General features: G+C 60.4%; 36 protein-coding genes. 2 read left to right on the top strand and 34 right to left on the bottom strand.

Translation table 11 applies throughout. The features are described from left to right. Nucleotides 1–209: 209 nt before the first annotated feature. Nucleotides 210–1,184, top strand: a complete 975-nt coding sequence (locus tag B5G06_RS04075; protein WP_087187808.1) for a lysine exporter LysO family protein — start codon at nucleotides 210–212, stop codon at nucleotides 1,182–1,184. 12 nt (nucleotides 1,185–1,196) lie between these two features. Then, nucleotides 1,197–1,679: a hypothetical protein gene (locus B5G06_RS04070; protein ID WP_087187807.1), complete on the top strand. Its 483-nt coding sequence runs from the start codon at nucleotides 1,197–1,199 to the stop codon at nucleotides 1,677–1,679. 33 nt (nucleotides 1,680–1,712) lie between these two features. Here the strand turns inward: B5G06_RS04070 and B5G06_RS04065 are convergent, their stop codons facing one another. The 34 genes from B5G06_RS04065 to rpsJ form a co-directional block, all read right to left on the bottom strand. Next, nucleotides 1,713–2,819, bottom strand: a complete 1,107-nt coding sequence (locus B5G06_RS04065; protein WP_087187806.1) for a M20 metallopeptidase family protein — start codon at nucleotides 2,817–2,819, stop codon at nucleotides 1,713–1,715. Next, on the bottom strand, nucleotides 2,816–4,072 hold the full coding sequence (locus tag B5G06_RS04060; RefSeq protein WP_242955340.1) for an HlyC/CorC family transporter: 1,257 nt from the start codon (nucleotides 4,070–4,072) through the stop codon (nucleotides 2,816–2,818). Before B5G06_RS04060 ends, B5G06_RS04065 begins: the two co-directional genes overlap by 4 nt. A gap of 280 nt (nucleotides 4,073–4,352) precedes the next feature. After that, the gene (gene rplQ, locus B5G06_RS04055; RefSeq protein ID WP_087187804.1) at nucleotides 4,353–4,694 is read right to left on the bottom strand and encodes a 50S ribosomal protein L17; all 342 of its coding nucleotides are present in this window, start codon (nucleotides 4,692–4,694) and stop codon (nucleotides 4,353–4,355) included. A 148-nt stretch (nucleotides 4,695–4,842) separates the two neighbouring features. After that, nucleotides 4,843–5,790 (bottom strand): DNA-directed RNA polymerase subunit alpha, encoded by a 948-nt coding sequence (locus B5G06_RS04050; protein ID WP_087187803.1) that lies wholly within the window; start codon nucleotides 5,788–5,790, stop codon nucleotides 4,843–4,845. 79 nt (nucleotides 5,791–5,869) lie between these two features. Continuing rightward, nucleotides 5,870–6,499 (bottom strand): 30S ribosomal protein S4, encoded by a 630-nt coding sequence (gene rpsD / locus B5G06_RS04045; protein ID WP_087187802.1) that lies wholly within the window; start codon nucleotides 6,497–6,499, stop codon nucleotides 5,870–5,872. Nucleotides 6,500–6,519: 20 nt separating this feature from the next. Then, complete coding sequence (rpsK, locus tag B5G06_RS04040) at nucleotides 6,520–6,921, bottom strand: 30S ribosomal protein S11 (RefSeq protein ID WP_007494608.1); 402 nt, start codon at nucleotides 6,919–6,921, stop codon at nucleotides 6,520–6,522. A 15-nt stretch (nucleotides 6,922–6,936) separates the two neighbouring features. Further along, a complete protein-coding gene (rpsM, locus tag B5G06_RS04035; RefSeq protein WP_087187801.1) occupies nucleotides 6,937–7,305 on the bottom strand; it encodes a 30S ribosomal protein S13 in 369 nt (122 codons plus the stop codon). Nucleotides 7,306–7,324: 19 nt separating this feature from the next. After that, nucleotides 7,325–7,438 carry a 50S ribosomal protein L36 gene (gene rpmJ / locus B5G06_RS04030; RefSeq protein WP_006573428.1) on the bottom strand — a complete coding sequence of 38 codons (114 nt, stop codon included), beginning with the start codon at nucleotides 7,436–7,438 and terminating at the stop codon, nucleotides 7,325–7,327. A 114-nt stretch (nucleotides 7,439–7,552) separates the two neighbouring features. Next, nucleotides 7,553–7,771, bottom strand: a complete 219-nt coding sequence (infA, locus tag B5G06_RS04025) for a translation initiation factor IF-1 (RefSeq protein WP_009258089.1) — start codon at nucleotides 7,769–7,771, stop codon at nucleotides 7,553–7,555. Nucleotides 7,772–7,775: 4 nt separating this feature from the next. Continuing rightward, entirely contained in the window at nucleotides 7,776–8,054 is a 279-nt protein-coding gene (locus B5G06_RS04020; RefSeq protein ID WP_087187800.1) for a KOW domain-containing RNA-binding protein, read from the bottom strand. Between the two features lie 2 nt (nucleotides 8,055–8,056). Continuing rightward, nucleotides 8,057–8,809, bottom strand: coding sequence for a type I methionyl aminopeptidase (gene map / locus B5G06_RS04015; RefSeq protein WP_087187865.1), 753 nt, complete (start codon nucleotides 8,807–8,809; stop codon nucleotides 8,057–8,059). Nucleotides 8,810–8,821: 12 nt separating this feature from the next. Then, nucleotides 8,822–9,454, bottom strand: coding sequence for an adenylate kinase (locus tag B5G06_RS04010; protein ID WP_087187799.1), 633 nt, complete (start codon nucleotides 9,452–9,454; stop codon nucleotides 8,822–8,824). A 12-nt stretch (nucleotides 9,455–9,466) separates the two neighbouring features. Beyond that, nucleotides 9,467–10,789 (bottom strand): preprotein translocase subunit SecY, encoded by a 1,323-nt coding sequence (gene secY, locus B5G06_RS04005; RefSeq protein WP_087187798.1) that lies wholly within the window; start codon nucleotides 10,787–10,789, stop codon nucleotides 9,467–9,469. Next, nucleotides 10,790–11,230 (bottom strand): 50S ribosomal protein L15, encoded by a 441-nt coding sequence (gene rplO / locus B5G06_RS04000; RefSeq protein ID WP_087187797.1) that lies wholly within the window; start codon nucleotides 11,228–11,230, stop codon nucleotides 10,790–10,792. It lies immediately after the preceding gene. Between the two features lie 13 nt (nucleotides 11,231–11,243). Next, nucleotides 11,244–11,426 (bottom strand): 50S ribosomal protein L30, encoded by a 183-nt coding sequence (gene rpmD, locus B5G06_RS03995; RefSeq protein ID WP_087187796.1) that lies wholly within the window; start codon nucleotides 11,424–11,426, stop codon nucleotides 11,244–11,246. Between the two features lie 14 nt (nucleotides 11,427–11,440). Next, nucleotides 11,441–11,941 carry a 30S ribosomal protein S5 gene (gene rpsE, locus B5G06_RS03990; protein ID WP_087187795.1) on the bottom strand — a complete coding sequence of 167 codons (501 nt, stop codon included), beginning with the start codon at nucleotides 11,939–11,941 and terminating at the stop codon, nucleotides 11,441–11,443. Between the two features lie 17 nt (nucleotides 11,942–11,958). After that, nucleotides 11,959–12,318 (bottom strand): 50S ribosomal protein L18, encoded by a 360-nt coding sequence (gene rplR, locus B5G06_RS03985; protein ID WP_087187794.1) that lies wholly within the window; start codon nucleotides 12,316–12,318, stop codon nucleotides 11,959–11,961. Nucleotides 12,319–12,332: 14 nt separating this feature from the next. Further along, nucleotides 12,333–12,881, bottom strand: coding sequence for a 50S ribosomal protein L6 (rplF, locus tag B5G06_RS03980; RefSeq protein WP_087187793.1), 549 nt, complete (start codon nucleotides 12,879–12,881; stop codon nucleotides 12,333–12,335). A 16-nt stretch (nucleotides 12,882–12,897) separates the two neighbouring features. Continuing rightward, a complete protein-coding gene (rpsH, locus tag B5G06_RS03975; protein ID WP_007494638.1) occupies nucleotides 12,898–13,296 on the bottom strand; it encodes a 30S ribosomal protein S8 in 399 nt (132 codons plus the stop codon). A 372-nt stretch (nucleotides 13,297–13,668) separates the two neighbouring features. Next, nucleotides 13,669–13,854 carry a type Z 30S ribosomal protein S14 gene (locus tag B5G06_RS03970; protein ID WP_006573415.1) on the bottom strand — a complete coding sequence of 62 codons (186 nt, stop codon included), beginning with the start codon at nucleotides 13,852–13,854 and terminating at the stop codon, nucleotides 13,669–13,671. 14 nt (nucleotides 13,855–13,868) lie between these two features. Then, nucleotides 13,869–14,423, bottom strand: a complete 555-nt coding sequence (gene rplE, locus B5G06_RS03965; RefSeq protein ID WP_087187792.1) for a 50S ribosomal protein L5 — start codon at nucleotides 14,421–14,423, stop codon at nucleotides 13,869–13,871. 19 nt (nucleotides 14,424–14,442) lie between these two features. Then, nucleotides 14,443–14,760, bottom strand: a complete 318-nt coding sequence (rplX, locus tag B5G06_RS03960) for a 50S ribosomal protein L24 (protein WP_087187791.1) — start codon at nucleotides 14,758–14,760, stop codon at nucleotides 14,443–14,445. Nucleotides 14,761–14,776: 16 nt separating this feature from the next. Next, a complete protein-coding gene (gene rplN / locus B5G06_RS03955; protein ID WP_087187790.1) occupies nucleotides 14,777–15,145 on the bottom strand; it encodes a 50S ribosomal protein L14 in 369 nt (122 codons plus the stop codon). Nucleotides 15,146–15,157: 12 nt separating this feature from the next. Continuing rightward, nucleotides 15,158–15,418, bottom strand: a complete 261-nt coding sequence (rpsQ, locus tag B5G06_RS03950; RefSeq protein ID WP_050617190.1) for a 30S ribosomal protein S17 — start codon at nucleotides 15,416–15,418, stop codon at nucleotides 15,158–15,160. Nucleotides 15,419–15,435: 17 nt separating this feature from the next. Further along, nucleotides 15,436–15,633, bottom strand: a complete 198-nt coding sequence (gene rpmC / locus B5G06_RS03945) for a 50S ribosomal protein L29 (RefSeq protein WP_204220740.1) — start codon at nucleotides 15,631–15,633, stop codon at nucleotides 15,436–15,438. A gap of 2 nt (nucleotides 15,634–15,635) precedes the next feature. After that, entirely contained in the window at nucleotides 15,636–16,070 is a 435-nt protein-coding gene (gene rplP / locus B5G06_RS03940; RefSeq protein WP_087187788.1) for a 50S ribosomal protein L16, read from the bottom strand. Further along, the gene (rpsC, locus tag B5G06_RS03935) at nucleotides 16,070–16,933 is read right to left on the bottom strand and encodes a 30S ribosomal protein S3 (protein WP_087187787.1); all 864 of its coding nucleotides are present in this window, start codon (nucleotides 16,931–16,933) and stop codon (nucleotides 16,070–16,072) included. Before rpsC ends, rplP begins: the two co-directional genes overlap by 1 nt. A 15-nt stretch (nucleotides 16,934–16,948) precedes the next feature. Continuing rightward, nucleotides 16,949–17,281: a 50S ribosomal protein L22 gene (rplV, locus tag B5G06_RS03930; protein WP_087187786.1), complete on the bottom strand. Its 333-nt coding sequence runs from the start codon at nucleotides 17,279–17,281 to the stop codon at nucleotides 16,949–16,951. Between the two features lie 14 nt (nucleotides 17,282–17,295). Then, a complete protein-coding gene (gene rpsS / locus B5G06_RS03925; RefSeq protein WP_087187785.1) occupies nucleotides 17,296–17,568 on the bottom strand; it encodes a 30S ribosomal protein S19 in 273 nt (90 codons plus the stop codon). Between the two features lie 15 nt (nucleotides 17,569–17,583). Continuing rightward, on the bottom strand, nucleotides 17,584–18,417 hold the full coding sequence (gene rplB / locus B5G06_RS03920) for a 50S ribosomal protein L2 (RefSeq protein ID WP_087187784.1): 834 nt from the start codon (nucleotides 18,415–18,417) through the stop codon (nucleotides 17,584–17,586). 15 nt (nucleotides 18,418–18,432) lie between these two features. Next, entirely contained in the window at nucleotides 18,433–18,732 is a 300-nt protein-coding gene (rplW, locus tag B5G06_RS03915) for a 50S ribosomal protein L23 (protein ID WP_087187783.1), read from the bottom strand. Further along, a complete protein-coding gene (rplD, locus tag B5G06_RS03910) occupies nucleotides 18,732–19,352 on the bottom strand; it encodes a 50S ribosomal protein L4 (protein ID WP_087187782.1) in 621 nt (206 codons plus the stop codon). The genes rplW and rplD overlap by 1 nt, the downstream gene beginning before the upstream one ends. Before the next feature lie 17 nt (nucleotides 19,353–19,369). Further along, nucleotides 19,370–20,095 carry a 50S ribosomal protein L3 gene (rplC, locus tag B5G06_RS03905; RefSeq protein WP_087187781.1) on the bottom strand — a complete coding sequence of 242 codons (726 nt, stop codon included), beginning with the start codon at nucleotides 20,093–20,095 and terminating at the stop codon, nucleotides 19,370–19,372. A 131-nt stretch (nucleotides 20,096–20,226) separates the two neighbouring features. Continuing rightward, the gene (gene rpsJ / locus B5G06_RS03900) at nucleotides 20,227–20,541 is read right to left on the bottom strand and encodes a 30S ribosomal protein S10 (protein ID WP_006573401.1); all 315 of its coding nucleotides are present in this window, start codon (nucleotides 20,539–20,541) and stop codon (nucleotides 20,227–20,229) included. Between the last annotated feature and the right edge of the window lie 221 nt (nucleotides 20,542–20,762).

The raw sequence follows: 20,762 nt of genomic DNA, 5'->3' as shown, positions 1-20,762 counted from the left end.
ATCATGAAATTATATCCAGAATATTAGGGCAGATCTTATAACTTTAGTATCCTTCACAAACTAAATAGTTTTAAAAATGCGAGTTGACTTTCACTTATTGACCGCTGTCGTTCAGGGGTGGACTTTCCATAGGAGATATGCTAGAATGGCCCTGCTGCCTGTTTCCGCGTTTTTTCTCACATTTTATGGTTCAGAAAGGATGTACTTCTATGGGCACTACACTCAGCACCCTGAGCAATCTGGCGATCTACATCGCGCTGGTAATTCTGGGCGCACTGATCGGCTCCCGGCCCGGGGTACGCAGTCGTCCCCTGGTATGGGTGGGCAAGCTGCAATTTGTAGCTCTGATGATTCTGATTGTTACCCTGGGCGTCAATCTGGGCGCCAATGATGAGGTCATTGCCTCTCTGGGCCAGATCGGTCTAGCCGCGCTGCTCATTACCGTGTTGGCTATGTTTGGCTCCATCCTCTTTCTTACCCTACTGCGCCGGTTCGTCCTCAAGCTGAACCATGTGGGTCTGCCCCGGGGCAGCAACCAGACCGGTGAAGATACTGCCCACTCCGCAGGCAAGGCGGACAACTCCCTCACCAAATGGATCGTCATTGCGGTAGTGCTGGGTATGCTGGCCGGCCGCTTTGTATTTCCCCCCGCCGTCACCGCCCACTGCGGTACCGTCATCAACTTCGGCCTCTACCTGCTTCTATTTATGGTAGGTATGGATATGGGCAAGCAGGGCACCTTTGTCAGCGACATCAAGACCGCCGGTTTCCAGGTGCTGCTGGTTCCGGTGGCGGTGTGCGCCGGTACTCTGGTCTTTGCCGCTTTGGCTGGTCTTTTTCTCCCTCTCGGCATCAAGGACTCTATGGCCGCCTCCGCCGGCATGGGCTGGTACTCCCTGGCCCCCACTCTGCTGGCCCCCTATTCCCTGTCGGTATCGGCAGTAGCCTTTCTGTCCAATGTGATGCGGGAGATCTTCTCCATCCTGGCCATTCCCTTTGTGGCCCGGTATGTGGGCTATGTGGAGTGTGCCGCCCTGCCCGGCGCCGCCGCCATGGACACAGTGCTGCCGGTGGTGGTGGGAGCTACCCATGAGCGTATCACCATCTATTCCTTTACTTCCGGCGTGGTACTCTCCCTGGCGGTGCCCGTTCTGGTACCTGCCATCGTTGCTCTGCCCATCTGAGGAGGCGCTGTTATGGAAATTGAACGCCGCTGGCTGGTGCAGGACTGGCCCAACCTGTCCCCCGCCGCTACCTTCTATATGGAACAGGGCTATTTTTCCACCCGTCCCGCGATCCGCATCCGGGAGGAGACCCTTGAAGGGGGAACTACCGCCTATGTCCTCTGTTTCAAAGGAGGGGCCGGTCTGGTGCGGGAGGAGATCGAGATCTCAGTAGATCAGGATCGCTACCAGCGTCTGAAGGCCATGCTTGGCAAGCCCATGATCCAGAAGGAGCAGCACCGCTATCCCCTGCCCGGCGGATTTACGCTGGAGGTCAACTCGGTAGACCCCCACCTGGAAACCGGCTTCTTCTACGCTGAAGTGGAGTTTCCCGACGAGGCCTCCGCTCTGGCCTGGACGCCGCCCGAGGAGCTGAAAGCCTATCTCTCCCAGGAGGTCACCGGACAGCCCGGTGAGAGCATGGCAGCCTACTGGGCACGAACCCGAACGGAATAAGAAAAGCCCTGCGGCAATGCCGCAGGGCTTTTTTCAGATCAGTTTTTGGAACAGAGCGCAAGCTGTTCCCAGCAGCGCATCCGGGAAATCGAAATCCGTTCTGTGGAGCGGCTGATGGTCCTCCCCGTCCCCCAGCAGGAACATGGCCCCCTCCGCCTGGCGGAGATACCATCCGAAATCCTCCGAGCCCCGCATGGGCTCTTCCATCTCCACCACCGGCAGGCCCAGGGCCTGGGCGGCCTTTTCCACCCGTTCCACCCCGGCGGGGTGATTAGCAGTCTCAGGGAACACATCCTGCTCCTCTATGGTCAGGGTCAGGCCGTCCTCCTCCGCCGCCTGGCGGGCCAGATCGGTCACCTGTTGGGACAGGGCGTCCAGCTCCTCCTGGTACTGGGCCCGCAGGGTGAGCAGAAGCGCCCCCCGGTAAGCTGAGATGCCAAAGGCCGGCTCTCCCACAGCTATCTGGACCACAGTGGCCATTACAAGGCCCCGGTGGTCCTCCTGTCGGGTCAGTCCCGGCAGGGCGCCTACGATCCGAGCCACCGCCTGGGCAGGGTTACGGCCCAGCTCCGGGGTGCTGGCGTGGGTAGACACCCCTTCAAAGCGATAAGTCACGCCTTTGGAGGCGCAGTTCATGGTACCCTTCCGCAGGGCTAGTGTATGCAGAGGATAGCCGGGCATATTGTGGAAGGCGTATACCTCCCCGATGTGCTCCTCCTTCAGCAGAGCCGCGCAAGCTTCGCCGCCAGCCCCCACCTCTTCGGCAGGCTGGAAGATCAGGTACACGTCCCGGGCCGCCCCGGTGCGCTCCAGGGTCAGCCCCAGCAGAGCCAGGGCAGCGCTGTGGCCGTCGTGCCCGCACTTGTGGGCTACGCCGGGGCACTGGGAGCGGTAGGGCAGCTCACAGGTCTCCTCCATGGGCAGGGCGTCAAAGTCCGCCCGGAAGGCGATCTTCCCCACTCCCATGCCTCGATACAGGGCGTAAAACCAGCTTCCCCGGTCATGCAGCTCCAACTTGGTATGTTCCTGTAAAAAATTCATCAGCCGTGCCTTGGTCCATGTCTCCTGTCGGGACAACTCCGGATGGGCGTGGAGTTCATGGCGCAGGGTAACCGCCAAATTCAAATCTGCCTGATTCACTGGTCCTTCGCCTTCTCTTTTTTATCCTCTTCCGGCTGGGGGAGCACTTCCACCCGAATCTCCAGCACCCGCCGGTGATCCACCTTGGTAACGGTGACATCCAGCCCGTCGGAGACAAAGTGGTCTCCCTCCTCGGGAATACGGCCGATCTGCTCCATCACCCAGCCGGAGATGGTGTTGGCGTCGCACTCGCCCTTGATGGAGAACAGGTCAAACAGATCGGTCAGGTCGGCAGAGCAGGAGATCAGGTAGCTGCCGTCCTCCTGCTTCTTGAACTCCTCAATGACCTCGTCGTGTTCGTCCCAGATTTCGCCCACCAGTTCTTCTACGATGTCCTCCAGGGTCACCAGGCCTTCGGTGCCGCCGTACTCATCCACCACGATGACCATGTGGGCCTTCTCCCGCTGGAGAATTCGCAGCAGCTCGGAGATCTTGGTATTGCCGGTGGTGTACAGCATGGGGCCGGTAATGGCCTTTACGTCGGTCTGACCGCGATAGCGGGCGGCGTGGAAGTCCTTCTCATGGATCACACCGATGATGTCGTCAATGTCCTCATGGTACACCGGCAGACGGGAGTAGCCGCTCTCAGCAAAGGCCTGAGCAATATCGTCCATGGAGTCGGTGTCCTCCACCGCCACAATATCCACACGGGGGGTGAGGATCTCATCCACTTCCATGTCATTGAACTCAATGGCGGAGCGGATGAGCTTGCTCTCGTGCTGGTCCAGACCACCTTCACTCTCGGCCTGGTCTACCATGGTCACCAGTTCTTCTTCCGTGATGCCGCTGTCCCCCTCCTTGTGGAACACCTTGGACAGCACCTTCTTCAGCAGGCTGAACAGGAAGTTCACCGGGGTGAGGATCACCATCAGGATACGCATAATGGGGGCGGAGAACATGGCAAAGCTCTCCGGGTATTCCTTGGCCAGGCTCTTGGGGGAGACCTCGCCGAAGACCAGCACCACAATGGTGATGACGGCGGTGGAGATCACCGCACCATTTTGCAGCCGCAGGCCCTCCGTGAAGAACACGGTGGCCAGAGAGGAGGCGGACAGGTTGACAATGTTGTTGCCCACCAGGATGGTAGACAGCAGGTTGTCATACTGATCCACCAGCTTGAGAGCCAACGCGGCCCTGCGATTGCCGGCGTCCGCCTTGCTTTTCAGGCGAATGCGGTTCAACGAGGTGAAGGCAGTCTCGGTTGCAGAAAAATAAGCGGACAGGATCACCAGGACAATCAAAATTACAATCATGGTTAAACTGGAACTGTCAGGCATAGGATAATCATCAACTCCAATGTTCAAAATGTGCGGAACGCGCAAAAGGACAACCCTATCCCCTGCTCAGGGTAAGGCTGTCCTGTCCCACATAGTCTTTTTTGCAGTTGTTACTGGGCGGAGGTTCGTCCACAAGGGCTCACCGTCTTCTTTATAGTTTATTGTTGCATAGTATACCATAGCATTCCACAAATTGCAAGAAGTTGCGTATAGAAAAAGCGCCCTGCCAGAAGGCAGGGCGCTTTTTAAGGTGAAATTACACCAGCTGCACGATGGCCATCTCGGCGGCATCGCCGCGGCGGGGACCGATCTTGACCACACGGGTATAACCGCCGTTACGGCCGGCATACTTGGGACCCAGCTCGTCGAAGGTCTTCTTGGCCACGTCCTCCTTGGTCAGGTAGGACAGAGCCTTGCGGTAATTGGCCAGGCTGGGGTTCTTGGCCAGGGTGATCATCTTTTCGGCCATAGGAGCAACTTCCTTGGCACGGGCATAGGTGGTCTTGATCTGACCATTCTCCAGCAGGTAGGTGGTCATGGCGCGCAGCATGGCGATGCGCTGATCAGTAGGCTTGCCCAGCTTACGGTTGTGAGACATGAAATCCAACTCCTATCGGATGTTCGCCAAGGCGAACTCCACAATTTAAATTCGTCCGGGGGGATGAAATCCCCTGAAGAGAGCGCCTTGCGGCCTGCGGGTCCGGGAGGGGACGTTACGTGCCCCCGGGCCGCCCTCTTCCCTGGCCTCAGTTTTCCTCGTCGGCCAGGTGCAGGCCCATCATGGCCAGCTTGTTGATGACCTCTTCCAGGGACTTGCGGCCCAGGTTGCGCACCTTCATCATCTCGTCCTCGGTCTTGGAGATCAGATCCTCCACCGTATTGATGTTGGCGCGCTTGAGGCAGTTGAAGGAACGGACAGACAGGTCCAGTTCCTCGATGGTCAGCTCCAGCACCTTGTCCCGCTGGGCCTCGGCCTTCTCCACCACCGTGGACTTGGAGCCCATGGTCTCAGAGAGATCGGTGAAGAGGACGAAGTGGTCGCAGAGGATGCGGGCGCCCAGGCTGACGGCGTCCCGGGCGGTGATGGTCCCGTTGGTCCACACCTCCAGGGTCAGCTTGTCGAAGTCGGTCAGGTCGCGGACACGGGTGTTTTCCACCGTGTAATTGACCTTCCGCACCGGCGTGTAAATGGAGTCCACCGGGATCAGACCGATGATGGTCTGGGCCGGCTTGTTCCGGTCGGCGGGGACATAGCCCCGGCCATGAGACAGGGTCAGCTCCATGTTGAGGCTGGCGTCCGGTCCCAGGGTGGCAATGTGGAGGTCCGGATTGAGGATCTCCACCTCGCCGTCGGCCTTAATGTCGCCGGCGGTGACTTCGCACTCACCGCTGGCTTCAATATAGACCGTTTTCACGCCCTCGGAGTGGAGCTTGGCAATGATGCTCTTCACGTTGAGGACGATCTCGGTGACGTCCTCCTTCACTCCGGGAATGGTGGAAAACTCGTGCTGCACGCCGGCGATCTTAATGGAGGTAACCGCCGTGCCGGGCAGGGACGAGAGCAGGATGCGGCGCAGGGAGTTACCCAGCGTGGTACCATAGCCACGCTCCAGGGGCTCCACGACGTATTTGCCGTAGGAGCCGTCGCCGGGGTTCTCCACACATTCGATGCGGGGCTTCTCGATTTCTACCATGTGTTACCCTCCTTTTCGCGGCGGCGGACTCTGTCCGCCGCCTTATACAGCTCACCAATAATCGAGGGTACAAGCACGATTACTTGGAGTACAGCTCGACGATGAGGTGCTCCTCGATGGGCAGGTCCACGTCCTCGCGGGCGGGGAGCGCAACCACCTTGGCCACCAGGTTGTTCTGGTCAAAGTCCAGCCACTTGGGGGCGGGACGAGAGCCGTTGGCCTCCAGAGAAGCCTTGAACTTCTCCTTGCTCCGGCTGGTCTCCTTCAGGGCGATGACCTCGCCGGGCTTGACCAGGTAGGAGGGGATGTCCACGCGATGGCCGTTGATGGTGAAGTGGCCGTGACGGACCAGCTGACGAGCCTCAGGACGGCTCATGGCGAAGCCCAGACGATAGATCACGTTGTCCAGGCGGGTCTCCAGGATGCTCAGCAGGTTGTCGCCGGTCACGCCCTTGCGGGCAGCGGCCATCTCGTAATACTTGTGGAACTGGCTCTCCAGCACGCCGTAGTAACGGCGGGCCTTCTGCTTCTCACGCAGCTGCATACCGTACTCGGACAGCTTCTTGGTGCGGCCCTGGTTGTGCATACCAGGGGCAAAGGGACGGCGCTCCATGGCGCACTTGTCGGTGTAGCAGCGGTCGCCCTTCAGGAAGAGCTTCTGGCCCTCTCTGCGGCACTGGCGGCAGACTGCTCCGGTATATCTAGCCATAATTCGTACTCCTCCTTCTCTTACACGCGGCGGCGCTTGGGCGGACGGCAGCCGTTGTGGGGAATGGGGGTCACGTCCTTGATCAGGGTGACCTCCAGGCCCACGGCCTGCAGGGCGCGGATGGCAGCCTCACGGCCGGCGCCGGGGCCCTTCACGTACACCTCTACGGTCTTCAGGCCGTGCTCCATGGCAGCCTTAGCGGCGGTCTCGGCAGCGGTCTGAGCGGCGAAGGGGGTGGACTTACGGGAGCCACGGAAGCCCAGGCCGCCGGAAGAGGCCCAGGACAGGGCGTTGCCCCCCATATCGGTCACGGTGACCATGGTGTTGTTGAAGGAAGAGCGGATATGCACCTGGCCCTTTTCAACGTTCTTGCGCTCGCGGCGCTTACGGATAACTTTCTTACCCTTGGTAGCGGTAGCCATGTGTTTCTCCCTCCCTTACTTCTTCTTGTTAGCGACGGTGCGCTTGGGACCCTTGCGGGTACGAGCGTTGGTCTTGGAACGCTGACCGCGGACGGGCAGACCCTTGCGGTGACGCAGGCCGCGGTAGCAGCCGATCTCGGTCAGACGCTTGATGTCCATCGCCACGTCACGACGGAGGTCGCCCTCCACAGTGTAGCTGTGGCTGATGATCTCGCGCAGCTTAGCCTCGTCGGCCTCAGTCAGATCCTTCACGCGGGTGTCGGGGTTGATACCGGCCTCAGCCAGGATCTTGTTGGCGCTGGTGCGCCCGATACCAAAGATATAGGTAAGGCCGATCTCGACCCGCTTATCCTTGGGCAAATCAATGCCAGCAATACGTGCCATACTGTTTCAGCACCTCCTATTAACCTTGTCTCTGCTTATGCTTGGGGTTTTCGCAAATAACCATGACCTTGCCCTTGCGCTTGATGATCTTGCACTTCTCGCACATGGGCTTCACGGACGGTCTAACTTTCATGTCATTAACCTCCTGTAGAGCCTGATGGCCCCGGTACGGCGGAGGCAAGGCCCCGCTGACCCGCACCGGTCATTGATAGGGTCGGCAGGCCTGCGCCCGCCGGAATGAGCCGGATTACTTGCTTCGCCAAGTGATCCGGCCCCGGGTTACGTCGTAGGGGGACATCTGGACGGTGACCTTATCGCCGGGCAGAATGCGGATGAAGTTCATCCGCAGCTTGCCGGAGATGTGGGCCAGAATGATGTGGCCGTTTCCGATGTCCACATGGAACGTGGTATTGGGAAGGGACTCGGTGACGACGCCCTCCACTTCGATCATATCGTCTTTTGCCAAAGCGTCATACCCTCCTTGACTCCTCAGCTCGGAAAGCGGCCAGCGCCCTCCGCACCTCTCGGTTTGTGATGGGTTCCCCAGTCCGGATCTTCTCCAGAACGGGGTGTTGGAAGTCCCCGGCGTCGGCCGTGTGTACGGTTTTCTTCCGCTTGGGGGACTCTGCCTTTCGCCGTCTGCCGTCGCAGAGCAGCAGATAGGGGCCGTCTTGATCCAATACGCAGAACAGCTGCCCCTTGTCATGCCCTGCCAGTGAGCGGACGATCCGCGGATGCTCCGCCGCCATACTCAGTCCTCCGCCACGGTAAGCACTTCGGGCTCGCCGTCGGTGATGAGGATGGTATTTTCATAGTGGGCGGTCATGCTGCCGTCGGCGGACACGGTGGTCCAGCCGTCCTTGAGCACCTTCACCCGCCAGTCACCGGCACACACCATGGGCTCCACGGCGATGGTCATGCCCGGCTGGAGCCGGGGACCGTGTCCGGCAGGCCCGTAGTTGGGTACCTCCGGAGCCTCGTGGAGCTTGGCGCCCACACCGTGACCCACAAAGTCCCGCACCACGGAGAAGCCGTTGGCCTCCACATACTGCTGAACGGCGTGGGAGATGTCGTACACCCGCTTGCCCGGCCGGGCCAGACGGATGCCCTCCCAGAAGCTCTGCTCGGTGACCTGAATGAGCCGCATGGCCTCGTCGCTCACCTCTCCGCAGGGGAAGGTGGCGGCACAGTCACCATGAAAGCCGTTGAGGTAAGCGCCCACGTCAATAGAGACGATGTCGCCTTCCTGCAGCTTCCGGGGGCCGGGGATGCCGTGGATAACCTGCTCATTGATGGAGATGCAGGCGGAGCCGGAAAAGCCGCCATATCCCAGGAAGGAGGGCTTGGCTCCGTGACTTTCGATAAATTTGCGTACCGCAGTGTCAATCTCATGGGTGGTGACACCGGGCCGCACCATGGAACCGGCCAGCGCCCGGGCCTGGGCGGTCAACCGCCCGGCCCGGCGCATCAGCTCGATTTCACGGGGAGATTTCAGTGAGATCATTTCCATCTCAAATCACTTCTCCAGCAGTTCCATGATCTTGTTGTTGGTCTCTTCGATCCCGCCCAGATCAGGCACGCTCATCAGCACGCCGTGAGCCTGGTAGTAGTCCTTGAGGGGCTCGGTCTCGTTGTGATAGACCTCCAGCCGGTGCTTAACGGTCTCAGGCTGGTCGTCCTTGCGCTGCTCCAGCTCGCCGCCGCACTTGTCGCAGATCCCCTCCTGCTTGGGAGGCGCAGCCACAATGTGGTAGGTGGCGCCGCAGGTGTGGCAGGTCCGGCGGCCCGTCATGCGGGCCTCGATGACGCTGTCGGCGATCTCCAGGGAGAGCACCGCGTCAAAGTGGATGCCGTGGGCATCCAGAGCCTCAGCCTGGGCGATGGTGCGGGGCACGCCGTCCAGGATAAAACCGTTTGCACAATCGGGCTCGGCCAGCCGCTCCTGAATGATGCCGATGATGACCTCATCGGGGACCAGCTTGCCGGCGTCCATATAGCTCTTAGCCTCCAGCCCGATAGGGGTGCCGGCCTTGACGGCGGCCCGGAGGATGTTGCCGGTGGAGATGGTGGGGATACCCAGCTTCTTGCTGATGATCTCAGCCTGAGTACCCTTTCCGGCGCCGGGGGCGCCCAGAAGAATGATTTTCATTTTCCTCGCCCCTTACTCCAGGAAGCCCTTGTAGTGGCGCATCATCATCTGAGCCTCCATCGCCTTGGTAGTCTCCAGAGCAACACCCACCACGATGATGACGGAAGTACCGCCGATGGCCAGGCTGCTGACGCCGATGATGGCGCCGGTGACGATGGGAGCGATGGCGATCACGGCCAGATAGAGAGCACCAAACATGGTGATCTTACCCAGAACCTTGTGGATAAAGTCGGCGGTGGGCTTGCCGGGACGGAAGCCGGGGATAAAGCCGCCGTTCTTCTTGAGATTGTTGGCCACTTCCACCGGGTTGAACTGCATGGTGGAATAGAAGTAGCTGAAGCCCACAATCAGCAGGAAGTAAACGATGATATAAACAATGCTGGTGGTATTGAACACACTGAGGAACACGCCCCAGCCACCCTCGCTGTTGGCGCTCTTGCCGAAGAACATACCGATGGTAGACGGCAGGGAGGCAATGGCCTGGGCGAAGATGATGGGCATAACGCCGCTCATGTTCACCTTCAGGGGGATGTGGCTGGACTGGCCGCCGTACATCTTGCGGCCCACCACCCGCTTGGCGTACTGGACGGGGATGCGGCGCTCGGAGTTCTGGATGAACACGATGAGCACCACGATGGCCAGCATACCAATGACGATGAGGATGGCGCCCCACCAGGGAAGGTTAACGACACCCTCGCCGGTGACGCCGTTGAGGTTGTTGCTGATACCGGTGTAGATGGACTCCACCATACCGGGCACCCGGGACAGGATGCCGGCGAACAGGATGATGGAGATGCCGTTGCCGATGCCGAACTCGGTGATCTGCTCACCCAGCCACATGACAAAGGCGGAGCCGGCGGTGAAGCACAGGATGATCACAACAGCCACCCACCAGCCGGGCAGGCCGGCGGTGTCGATCAGGTTGTAGCTGCTGATGAGGGTGTAGTAACCCAGGCCCTGCAGGATAGCGATAGCCACGGTCACGTAACGGGTGATGGCCGCGATCTTCTTCCGGCCCTCCTCGCCGCCGTCCCGCTGGAGACGCTCCAGAGCGGGGATAGCGACGGTGAGCAGCTGGATGATGATGGAGCTGTTGATATACGGCTGTACGCCCAGGGCGAAAACGGCGGCCATGGAGAAGGCGGTGCCGTTCATAGTGCCCAGCAGGGAGAAGATACCACCCATGCTGTTGAGCGTATTGCCCAGCAGGTCGCTGTTGATAAAGGGAACAGGAACCACCGAGCCCAGCCGGAAGATGAGCAGCGCGAAGATGGTAAAGAGGATCTTCTTGCGCAGCTCGGGGATCTTCCACGCGTTACGGATGGTCTCGATCACTTAGACCACCTCGTACTTTCCACCTGCCGCCACGATCTTCTCCTTGGCGGAGGCGGAGAAAGCGGAGGCACGGACGGTCAGCTTCTTGGTCAGGGTGCCGTTGCCCAGCACCTTGTAGCCATACTCACACTTGGAGAGGATACCCTTCTCCAGCAGGTCGCACACATTGACCACAGCGCCATCCTCGAACTTGTTCAGGACGGACACGTTGATGGCCTCCAGGGGCTTGGCAAAGATGTTGTTGAAGCCCCGCTTGGGGATACGGCGGGTCAGAGGCATCTGGCCGCCCTCAAAACCCACGCGGACGCCGCCGCCGGAACGGGACCACTGGCCCTTCTGGCCGCGGCCGGCAGTCTTGCCGTTGCCGGAACCGTTGCCGCGGCCCTTGCGGTAAGCCTTGGGGTTGGAACCGGCAGCGGGGGAAAGATCATGCAGATTCATTTCGCGCACCTCCTTACTTTTCCTCGGTCACCTGCAGCAGATAGCCGATGTGGGCAATCTTGCCGCGGGTAGCCTCGTTGTCGGGCTGTACGGTGGTGTCGCCGATGTGGCGCAGCCCCAGAGCCTCGGCGGTGGCCTTATGCTTGGCGATGCGGCCGTTCAGGCTCTTGACCAGCTTGATGTTCAGATTAGCCATGTTCACGGCCCTCCTTAACCTACGATCTCGCTGACGCTCTTGCCGCGGATGCGGGCGACCTCCTCGGGGCCACGGAGAGCCTTCAGGCCCTCGAAGGTGGCGGAGACCACGTTCTGCGGGTTGTTGGAGCGCAGGCACTTGGCGCGGATGTCACGGATGCCGGCGGCCTCCATGACGGCGCGGACGGGGCCGCCGGCGATGATGCCGGTACCGGGGGCAGCGGGCTTCAGGAGCACGCGGCCGGCGCCGAACTCACCAATGACCTCGTGGGGAATGGTAGTGCCGGACAGAGTCACGTTGCACATATGCTTCTTGGCATCCTCGATGCCCTTGCGGATGGCCTCGGGCACCTCAGCGGCCTTGCCCAGGCCGAAGCCCACGCGGCCCTTCTCGTCGCCTACCACCATCAGGGCGGCAAACTTGAAGATACGACCGCCCTTGACGGTCTTGGACACGCGGTTCAGGGCAACCAGCTTCTCGGTGAACTCGCTGGGTTCTCTTTCAAAACGAGCCATTTAATCTTCCTCCTCCCTTAGAACTGCAGGCCGCCCTCACGGGCGCCTTCGGCCAGGGCCTGCACGCGGCCGTGGTAGACGTAACCGCCGCGGTCGAACACGACGTTCTCGATGCCGGCGGCCTTGGCGCGCTCGGCGACAGCCAGGCCAACCTTCTTGGCGGCCTCGCAGTCGGAGCCCTTGCCCTCAAAGCCCTTTTCCATGGAGGAAGCGGACACCAGAGTCTTGCCGTTCACATCGTCGATGATCTGGGCATAGATGTTGGTGTTGCTGCGGAACACGTTGAGACGGGGACGCTCGGGCGTGCCGGAAATCTTGCCGCGCACTCTCTTGTGGCGCTTAAGCCGCTGAGCGTTGGTATCGGGTCTGTTGATCATAGTGGCACACCTCCTTATTTCTTCTTGACGCCGGTCTTGCCTTCCTTGCGGCGGATGACCTCGTCGGTGTATTTGATGCCCTTGCCCTTATAAGGCTCGGGGGGACGCTTCTCGCGCACTTCGGCGGCGAACTGGCCGACCTTCTGCTTGTCGACGCCGCTGATGACGATCTTGTTGGCGCTGGGCACTTCGATGGTGATGCCGTCGATCTCCTCGACGACCACCTGATGAGAGAAGCCCAGGTTCATAACCAGCTTGTTGCCTTCCTTGGCCACACGGTAGCCGACGCCGTTGACGTCCAGCTCCTTCTTGTAGCCCTCGGTCACGCCCACCACCATGTTGTGCAGCAGGGTGCGGGTCAGGCCGTGGAGGCTGCGGTTCTCCTTCTCGTCATTGGGGCGGGTGACATGGATGACATCGCCCTCCTGGGCAATGTTCATGTTGGGGTGCAGCTGCTGGGTCAGGGTGCCCTTGGGACCCTTCACGGTAACCAGGTTACCGGCTTCGATCTTCACGTCCACACCGGCGGGGATGGAGATCGGCATTCTTCCGATACGAGACATTTTCTACTCTCCCTCCTTACCAGACAAACGCCAGGACCTCGCCGCCGACATGGGCTGCGCGGGCAGCCTTGTCAGTCATGACGCCCTTGGACGTGGACACGATGGCAATACCCAGGCCGTGGAGGACCCGGGGCAGCTCGTCAGCACCGGCATAGACACGCAGGCCGGGCTTGGAAACGCGGCGAAGACCAGTGATGACCTTCTCCTTGCCGGGGTTGTACTTCAGAGTAACGCGGATGACGCCCTGAGTGCCGTCGTCGATCAGCTGGAAGTTCTTGATATAGCCTTCATCCAGCAGGATCTGCGCGATGGACTTCTTCATGTTGGACGCGGGGACGTCCACGGTGTCATGCTTGGCGTTGTTCGCGTTGCGGATGCGGGTCAGCATATCCGCAATGGGGTCTGTGATGTGCATGAGTTTACCCTCCTTTTTGAATGACGGGCCGTGAGAGAGCCCGTTAAGGCGGTAAGGTATCGGAGTTCGCGGGGCTCCGACCTTTTAACCGTCTGCCAAGGAATTATTATATCGTGAAAACCCTTGTGTGAAAAGGAAAAAGTGACTTTCCGCCAAACTTTTGGAGGAATGCCCTACCCTACCCCGTGGAGCGGGCGCCGCTTATTCATTTTTCACAGTCGGATTGACACAATCTCAGGGTTTTTCTCCTAAACGGAGAATTTTATTTTTTGGACTGCAAGGCAAATCCAAAAAACCTCATCACGCAACGCAAGCGCCTGACGTGCTCTCGCACGCCGGGCGCGGGCGTTTGCGTCATTCAGGCTGTCCTGATTACCAGGATGCCTTCTTCACACCGGGGATCTGGCCCTTGTAAGCCAGCTCGCGGAAACAGATACGGCAGATGCCGTAGTCCCGCAGGTAGGCGTGGGGACGGCCGCAGATCTTGCAGCGATTGTAGCGGCGGGTGGAGAACTTGGGCTCCGCCTGCTGCTTCAGGATCATAGACTTCTTAGCCATTACGTTCTCCTCCTTTAGCGGGCAAAGGGAGCGCCGATCAGGGTCAGCAGCTCTTTGGCCTCTTCGTCGGTCTTGGCGGTGGTGCAGATGACCACGTCCAGGCCGCGGATCTTGTCGATCTTATCGTACTCGATCTCGGGGAAGATCAGCTGCTCCTTGATGCCCAGGGCGTAGTTGCCGCGGCCATCGAAAGAGTTGCCGTTGATGCCCCGGAAGTCACGCACGCGGGGCAGGGCCACGTTGAACAGGCGGTCCAGGAACTCCCACATACGGTCGGCACGCAGGGTGACCTTGGCGCCGATGGGCATACCCTCACGCAGCTTGAAGTTAGCCACGGACTTCTTAGCCTTGGTGATGATGGCCTTCTGGCCGGTGATCTTGGTCAGATCACCCACAACGGCCTCCAGGACCTTGGCATTGTCGCGGGCCTCGCCGCAGCCGCAGTTGACCACGATCTTGTCGATCTTGGGGATCTGCATGGTGGACTTGTAGCCGAACTTCTGCATCAGAGCAGGAGCGACCTCGGCCTGGTACTTCGCCTTCAGGTTGGGCACTTTCTTATCAGCCATTGTCTAGTCTCCTCCTCTCTCAGATCTCGGCGCCGCACTTCTTGCAGATGCGGACCTTCTTGCCGTCGGCCAGCAGCTTGTGAGCGGGCCGGGTGGGCTTGTTGCACTTGGGGCAGACGCGCTGCACCTTGCAGGCGTAGATGGGGGCTTCCTTCTTGATGATGCCGCCCTGCTCGCCCTGCTTGCGGGGCTTGGTGTGACGGGAGACCACGTTGATCTTCTCGACGACGACCTTGCCCTCCTTGGGCATGACCTCCAGGACCTTGCCCTGCTTGCCCTTGTCCTTACCGGACAGGACGATGACGGTATCGTCCTTACGAATGCTCATCTTATTCATGTCTTCTCCTACCCCCTTACAGCACTTCGGGAGCCAGGGACAGGATCTTCATATAATCCTTGTCGCGCAGCTCGCGGGCCACGGGCCCAAAGATACGGGTACCGCGGGGATTCTTGTCGTCCTTGATGAGGACGGCGGCGTTCTCGTCAAAGCGGACGTAGCTGCCGTCGGCGCGGCGGACGCCCTTAGCGGAACGGACGATAACGGCCTTCACGACCTCGCCCTTCTTCACGGTGCCGCCGGGCTGAGCCTTGCGGACGGAAGCCACGATCACGTCGCCGATGTTGCCAAACTTGCGGCTGGAGCCGCCCAGCACGCGGATGGTCTTAATTTCCTTGGCGCCGGTGTTGTCGGCCACCTTCAGATAAGTTTCCTGCTGAATCATACCGGCACCTCCTTACTTCGCCTTCTCGATGATCTCGACGACGCGCCAGCGCTTGTCCTTGGACAGGGGCCGGGTCTCCATGACCCGCACGCGGTCGCCGATGCCACACTCGTTGTTCTCGTCGTGGGCCTTCAGCTTGTAAGTGCTCTTGACGATCTTCTTGTACAGGGGGTGGGCCACACGGTCGGCGATGGCCACCACCACGGTCTTGTCCATCTTATCGGAAACCACCAGGCCGACTCTGGTCTTGCGGGAAGAAGTTCTGTTTTCCATGATCTAGTTCCTCCTTCTTATCGGCCTGCGAGCTCAAGCTCACGGATGATGGTCTTGACGCGGGCGATATCCCGCTTGACCTCAGCGATCTTCACCGGGTTGTCCAGCTGATTGGTGGCGTGCTGAAGACGGAGCTGGAAGAGATCCTTCTTCAGGTCGCCCAGCTTGCTGGTCAGCTCCTCGGCGCTCATCTTACGGATTTCAGTAGCCTTCATCTTCATTCACCACCATTCTCGGTCTCGGCGGTCTCTTTCGCCACGATCTTGCACTTGACAGGCAGCTTGTGGGAAGCGAGACGCAGGGCCTCGCGGGCGATCTCCTCGGAGACGCCAGCGATCTCGAACATAACACGGCCGGGCTTAACCACGGCCACCCAGTACTCGGGGGAACCCTTACCGGAACCCATGCGGGTCTCAGCGGGCTTCTCAGTGATGGGCTTATCGGGGAAGATCTTGATCCAAACCTTACCGCCACGCTTGGTGTAACGGGTCATGGCGATACGGGCGGCCTCGATCTGGTTGCTGGTGATCCAGCTGGGCTCAGTGGCCTGCAGACCGAACTCACCATAGGTCACGGTGTTGCCCTTCAGGGCCTTGCCCTTCAGGCGGCCGCGGTGCACGCGGCGATACTTAACGCGCTTAGGCAGCAGCATTACTGAGCGCCTCCTTCCTTGGCAGCGGCAGGACGAGCGCCGCCCTGAGGACGGGCACCGCCCTGGGGACGGTTGTTATTGAAACCACCCTGGCGGTTGCCGCCGTTGCGGTTGAAGCCACCGTTGCGGTTGAAGCCGCCCTTACGGTCGCCGTCGCGGCGGTCGCGGCGGGGACGGTCGGAACGCTCCTTGAAGTTCTTGGTGTCCAGGGTGCGGGGGGTGGTGCGCAGGGTCTGAGTGAGCACCTCGCCCTTGTAGATCCACACCTTCACGCCGATGCGGCCGTAGGTGGTGGCAGCCTCAGCGAAGCCGTAGTCGATGTCGGCGCGCAGAGTCTGCAGGGGGATGGTGCCGTCGTGATAGTGCTCGGTGCGGGCGATCTCAGCGCCGCCCAGACGGCCGGACACCTGAGTCTTGATGCCGCGGGCGCCGATGCGCATAGCGCGGCCCATGGCGTTCTTCATGGCGCGGCGGAAGCCGATGCGCTTCTCCAGCTGCTGGGCGATGTTCTCGGCCACCAGCTGAGCGTCCATGTCGGGGCTCTTGACCTCAACAATGTTGAGGGCCACGGGCTTGCCGATCATCTTCTCCACCTTCAGGCGCAGGGCCTCGATGGCCTCGCCGCCCTTACCGATGACCACACCGGGACGGGCGCAGTGCAGGTAGATGCGCACCTTGGCGTTGTCGCGCTCGATCTCGATCTTGGGGATACCGGCGGAATACAGGGTCTTCTTCAGGTAGTCCCGGATCTTCTTGTCCTCCACCAGCAGGTCGCCCACCTTCTCGTTGCGGGCATACCAGCGGGAGTCCCAATCCTTAATGACACCCACGCGCAGGCCGTGGGGATTCACTTTCTGTCCCATATTCTTCCTCCTCCCTTAGCGCTCAGCCACGCAGATGGTGATGTGAGAAGTGCGCTTGTTGATCCGATAGGCGCGGCCCTGAGCCCGGGGACGCATCCGCTTGATGATGGGGCCGGGGCAGGCGAACACCTGGGAAACATACAGCTTCTCGGGGTCCATCTGATGGTTGTTCTCCGCGTTGGCAGCGGCGCTCTTGAGGAGCTTGAGCAGCAGCTCGGAGGCAGCCTTGGGGGTGGCCATCAGGATGGCGTTGGCCTGGGCTACGCTCTTGCCGCGGATGAGGTCGCAGACGATCTGGACCTTACGGGGAGAGATACGGGTATATCTCAGATGTGCTTTAGCTTCCATATTCTCTCTCCTCCTTACTTACCAGACTTGGCGCCGGCGTGGCCGCGGAAGGTACGGGTGGGGGCGAACTCGCCCAGCTTGTGGCCAACCATATCCTCGGTCACATAGACGGGAACGTGCTTGCGGCCGTCATGCACGGCAAAGGTGTGTCCGACGAAGGAGGGGAAGATGGTGGAGGCGCGGCTCCAGGTCTTCAGAACCTTCTTCTCGCCGGTCTGATTCATTTCGTCGACCCGCTTCAGCAGCTCGGGAGCGCAAAAGGGGCCCTTCTTGATACTTCTGCTCATCTTTTACTGCCTCCCTTACTTCGCGTTGCGGTGCTTGACGATGAACTTCTCGGTGCGGTTCTTCAGCTTGCGGGTCTTGTAACCCATAGCAGGCTTGCCCCAGGGGGTAACAGGGCCGGGACGACCGACAGGGCTCTTGCCCTCGCCGCCGCCGTGGGGGTGGTCATTGGGGTTCATGACGGAACCACGCACGGTGGGACGCCAACCCATGTGACGCTTACGGCCGGCCTTACCGATCTGGATGTTGGCCCAGTCGGTGTTGCCGACCTGGCCGATGGTGGCCTTGCAGTTCTCGCGGATATAACGCACCTCGCCGGAGGGCAGACGGACCTGAGCCATGCCGTTCTCCTTGGCCATCAGCTGAGCGGCCTCACCGGCAGCGCGGACCAGCTGGGCGCCCTTGCCGGGGTAGAGCTCGATGCAGTGGATCATTTCGCCCACGGGGATGTTGGCGATGGGCAGGCAGTTGCCGGGCAGGATGTCGGCGTCAGGACCGGTCATAATGATGTGGCCGGACTTCAGGCCCACAGGAGCCAGGATATAGCGCTTCTCGCCGTCCTCATACTGGATAAGGGCGATGTTGGCGGAACGGTTGGGATCGTACTGCAGGTTGATGACAGTAGCGGTGCCTTCCTTGTCGCGCTTGAAGTCGATGATGCGGTACTTCTTCTTGTTACCGCCGCCGCGATGGCGGACGGTGATGCGGCCGTAGCTGTTGCGGCCGGCATTCTTCTTCAGGTTCTCCAGCAGGCTGCGCTCGGGCTTGGCCTTCTTATCGATGCCCTCGAAGGCGCTCACGGTCATGTGGCGGCGGGAGGGCGTAGTGGGCTTATAAGTTTTGATAGCCATTGTTCCTTATCCTCCTTACACCATGCCCTCGAAGAACTCGATGGTCTTGGAGTCCTCGGTCAGGGTAACCATAGCCTTCTTCCAGTTGGCGCGGCGGCCGGCGGGGAAGCGGCCGGTGCGCTTGGCCTTGCCCTGCATATTCAGGGTGTTGACCTTGGCGACCTTCACGCCGAAGATCTCCTCGACGGCCTTGGCGATCTCGATCTTGTTCGCGCTCTTGGCCACCTCGAAGGTGTACTTCTTGGCCTCGGTCTCGGCCATGGACTGCTCGGTGATGATGGGGCGCTTGATGATATCATAAGCGGTGGTAGCCATTACGCAAACACCTCCTCGATGACGGCCAGAGCGGCCTTATCTACGATAAACTTGCCAGCGTTCACGATGTCGTACACGCTGAGGATCTTGGCAGTGGTGGTCACCACGCCGGGGATGTTGCGGGCGGACTTGATGACGGTCTCGTTGACCTCGGGGGTCACGATGACGGCCTTCTTGGCGCCCACAGTGCTCAGGAAGCCCTGCATGGCCTTGGTCTTGATGGAGTCCATGGTCAGGCTGTCCACAACCACGATGTCGCCGGAGGCGGCCTTGGCGGACAGAGCGGACTTCAGAGCCAGACGCTTGACCTTCTTGTTCAGCACGTAGCTGTAGTCGCGGGGCTTGGGAGCAAAGACGATACCACCGTGAGTCCACTGGGGAGCGCGGGTGGAACCCTGACGGGCACGGCCGGTGCCCTTCTGGCGCCAGGGCTTGATGCCGCCGCCGGAAACCTCGGCGCGGGTCAGAGCGGACTGGGTGCCCTGACGGCAGTTGGCCAGGTGGTTCTTAACCACCTCGTGGACAACGGTCTGATTGGGCTCGATCCCGAACACAGCTTCGGAGAGCTCCACTTCGCCGACCTGGTTGCCGGCCATGTTCACAAGAATTGCCTTAGGCATTTGAGTTCTCTCCTTTCTTACTTGTTACGGGCGGAAGCCTTCTGGGGATTGACGCGGGCGGAAGCCTTCTGCGGGTTGACGCTGGCGTTGGCAGCGGCGCCCTTCTCCTTGACGTTGATCACGGAGTTGCGCAGGTACACGATGCCGCCCTTGGGGCCGGGGATGGCGCCGCGGACAGCGATGATGCCCAGCTCGGAGTCAACCTTGATGACGTCCAGGTTCAGAACAGTGACCTGCTCGTTACCCATCTGGCCGGCGCCGATCTTACCCTTGAAGATACGGGAGGGATCGGTGCTGGAGCCCATGGAGCCGGCGTGACGGTGCACAGGGCCGGTACCGTGGGATTCCTTCAGGCGGTGAGCGCCGTGACGCTTGATAACGCCCTGATAGCCGTGGCCCTTGCTGATGCCGGTCACGTCCACGCGGTCGCCCTCGGCGAACACGTCAACCTTGACCTCGTCGCCCACGTTGAGGGCGTCGCAGTTGTCCAGCTTGAACTCCTTCAGGGTGCTCTTGCGAGCGTCGCCAGCCTTCTTCAGGTGACCCAGCTCAGGCTTGGTGAGCTTCTTCTCAGCTACGTCGCCGTAGCCCAGCTGAACGGCGTTGTAGCCGTCCTTCTCCTCGGTCTTCTTCTGCACCACGGTGCAGGGGCCCGCCTCGATGACGGTGACCGGGATGACCTTGCCGGCTTCGTCGAAGATCTGCGTCATGCCGACCTTCTTGCCGATAATGGCCTTTTCCATGTGTTTTCCTCCTTAATAAGGTTATTGGTTGGGCGAGTTACCCATTGGACTGGTATTGCTCGGCCAACTTGACCCGTCCGCCTCAAAACGCGGCGGACTGCGGTACAAACAAAGGAATGGATCGCTGTCTCTTACAGCTTGATCTCGATCTCCACACCGGCGGGGAGCTCCAGGCTCATCAGGGCCTCGACGGTCTTGGGAGAGGGCTTGAGGATGTCGATCAGGCGCTTGTGAGTGCGGCGCTCGAACTGCTCGCGGGAGTCCTTGTACTTATGGACGGCGCGCAGGATGGTGACGACTTCCTTCTTGGTGGGCAGGGGGATGGGGCCGGACACGGAAGCGCCGGTGCGCTTGGCGGTCTCAACGATCTTCTCAGCGCTCTGGTCGATGAGCTGATGATCGTAGGCCTTCAGACGGATGCGGATCATTTCTTTCTGAGCTGCCATGGTGTTTGTTCCTCCTTAAACATACGAAGTGGTGCGCTTTTGCCGGGTCCACGGGGCCAAAGCGCGGTGTCTTTCCTCGCTTCGTACGGTGAGAGATTTCAGTACACGTTTCCGTGCGTATCACTCCGTGACATGAAGAAAACCGGCACAAGCAGGCCGGTTTTACCCATACATGGCGATATACGCCGTGTACAGATCCCTCAGCCGCCCGATTCTAGCTC

Source organism: Flavonifractor sp. An52 (assembly GCF_002159385.1).
Lineage (GTDB): Bacteria > Bacillota > Clostridia > Oscillospirales > Oscillospiraceae > Flavonifractor > Flavonifractor avicola.
The sequence above is the reverse complement of the archived record's forward strand: the minus strand, read 5'-3'. Positions and strand labels throughout refer to the sequence as shown.

Coding starts and splice junctions, on each gene's coding strand:
- rplX (WP_087187791.1), bottom strand. CDS start 14,760: ATGAATAAGATGAGCATTCGTAAGGACGATACCGTCATCGTCCTGTCC.
- rplR (WP_087187794.1), bottom strand. CDS start 12,318: ATGATCAACAGACCCGATACCAACGCTCAGCGGCTTAAGCGCCACAAG.
- rpsE (WP_087187795.1), bottom strand. CDS start 11,941: ATGGCTCGTTTTGAAAGAGAACCCAGCGAGTTCACCGAGAAGCTGGTT.
- rplW (WP_087187783.1), bottom strand. CDS start 18,732: ATGGCTACCACCGCTTATGATATCATCAAGCGCCCCATCATCACCGAG.
- rpsS (WP_087187785.1), bottom strand. CDS start 17,568: ATGAGCAGAAGTATCAAGAAGGGCCCCTTTTGCGCTCCCGAGCTGCTG.
- B5G06_RS04060 (WP_242955340.1), bottom strand. CDS start 4,072: ATGATTGTAATTTTGATTGTCCTGGTGATCCTGTCCGCTTATTTTTCT.
- rpsH (WP_007494638.1), bottom strand. CDS start 13,296: ATGCACATCACAGACCCCATTGCGGATATGCTGACCCGCATCCGCAAC.
- B5G06_RS04020 (WP_087187800.1), bottom strand. CDS start 8,054: ATGGCGGCGGAGCATCCGCGGATCGTCCGCTCACTGGCAGGGCATGAC.
- rpsD (WP_087187802.1), bottom strand. CDS start 6,499: ATGGCTAGATATACCGGAGCAGTCTGCCGCCAGTGCCGCAGAGAGGGC.
- rplE (WP_087187792.1), bottom strand. CDS start 14,423: ATGGCTGATAAGAAAGTGCCCAACCTGAAGGCGAAGTACCAGGCCGAG.
- rpsK (WP_007494608.1), bottom strand. CDS start 6,921: ATGGCTACCGCTACCAAGGGTAAGAAAGTTATCCGTAAGCGCCGCGAG.
- B5G06_RS04070 (WP_087187807.1), top strand. CDS start 1,197: ATGGAAATTGAACGCCGCTGGCTGGTGCAGGACTGGCCCAACCTGTCC.
- B5G06_RS03970 (WP_006573415.1), bottom strand. CDS start 13,854: ATGGCTAAGAAGTCTATGATCCTGAAGCAGCAGGCGGAGCCCAAGTTC.
- rplQ (WP_087187804.1), bottom strand. CDS start 4,694: ATGTCTCACAACCGTAAGCTGGGCAAGCCTACTGATCAGCGCATCGCC.
- rplC (WP_087187781.1), bottom strand. CDS start 20,095: ATGGAAAAGGCCATTATCGGCAAGAAGGTCGGCATGACGCAGATCTTC.
- B5G06_RS04010 (WP_087187799.1), bottom strand. CDS start 9,454: ATGAAAATCATTCTTCTGGGCGCCCCCGGCGCCGGAAAGGGTACTCAG.
- rplP (WP_087187788.1), bottom strand. CDS start 16,070: ATGCTGCTGCCTAAGCGCGTTAAGTATCGCCGCGTGCACCGCGGCCGC.
- rplV (WP_087187786.1), bottom strand. CDS start 17,281: ATGGAAGCTAAAGCACATCTGAGATATACCCGTATCTCTCCCCGTAAG.
- rplF (WP_087187793.1), bottom strand. CDS start 12,881: ATGTCTCGTATCGGAAGAATGCCGATCTCCATCCCCGCCGGTGTGGAC.
- rplB (WP_087187784.1), bottom strand. CDS start 18,417: ATGGCTATCAAAACTTATAAGCCCACTACGCCCTCCCGCCGCCACATG.
- rplD (WP_087187782.1), bottom strand. CDS start 19,352: ATGCCTAAGGCAATTCTTGTGAACATGGCCGGCAACCAGGTCGGCGAA.
- rpmD (WP_087187796.1), bottom strand. CDS start 11,426: ATGGCTAATCTGAACATCAAGCTGGTCAAGAGCCTGAACGGCCGCATC.
- rpsM (WP_087187801.1), bottom strand. CDS start 7,305: ATGGCACGTATTGCTGGCATTGATTTGCCCAAGGATAAGCGGGTCGAG.
- rplO (WP_087187797.1), bottom strand. CDS start 11,230: ATGAATCTGCATGATCTTTCCCCCGCTGCCGGTTCCAACCCCAAGGCT.
- rpmJ (WP_006573428.1), bottom strand. CDS start 7,438: ATGAAAGTTAGACCGTCCGTGAAGCCCATGTGCGAGAAGTGCAAGATC.
- B5G06_RS04075 (WP_087187808.1), top strand. CDS start 210: ATGGGCACTACACTCAGCACCCTGAGCAATCTGGCGATCTACATCGCG.
- rpsC (WP_087187787.1), bottom strand. CDS start 16,933: ATGGGACAGAAAGTGAATCCCCACGGCCTGCGCGTGGGTGTCATTAAG.
- map (WP_087187865.1), bottom strand. CDS start 8,809: ATGATCTCACTGAAATCTCCCCGTGAAATCGAGCTGATGCGCCGGGCC.
- rplN (WP_087187790.1), bottom strand. CDS start 15,145: ATGATTCAGCAGGAAACTTATCTGAAGGTGGCCGACAACACCGGCGCC.
- rpsQ (WP_050617190.1), bottom strand. CDS start 15,418: ATGGAAAACAGAACTTCTTCCCGCAAGACCAGAGTCGGCCTGGTGGTT.
- rpsJ (WP_006573401.1), bottom strand. CDS start 20,541: ATGGCAGCTCAGAAAGAAATGATCCGCATCCGTCTGAAGGCCTACGAT.
- rpmC (WP_204220740.1), bottom strand. CDS start 15,633: ATGAAGGCTACTGAAATCCGTAAGATGAGCGCCGAGGAGCTGACCAGC.
- B5G06_RS04050 (WP_087187803.1), bottom strand. CDS start 5,790: ATGGTAGAAATCGAGAAGCCCCGCATCGAATGTGTGGAGAACCCCGGC.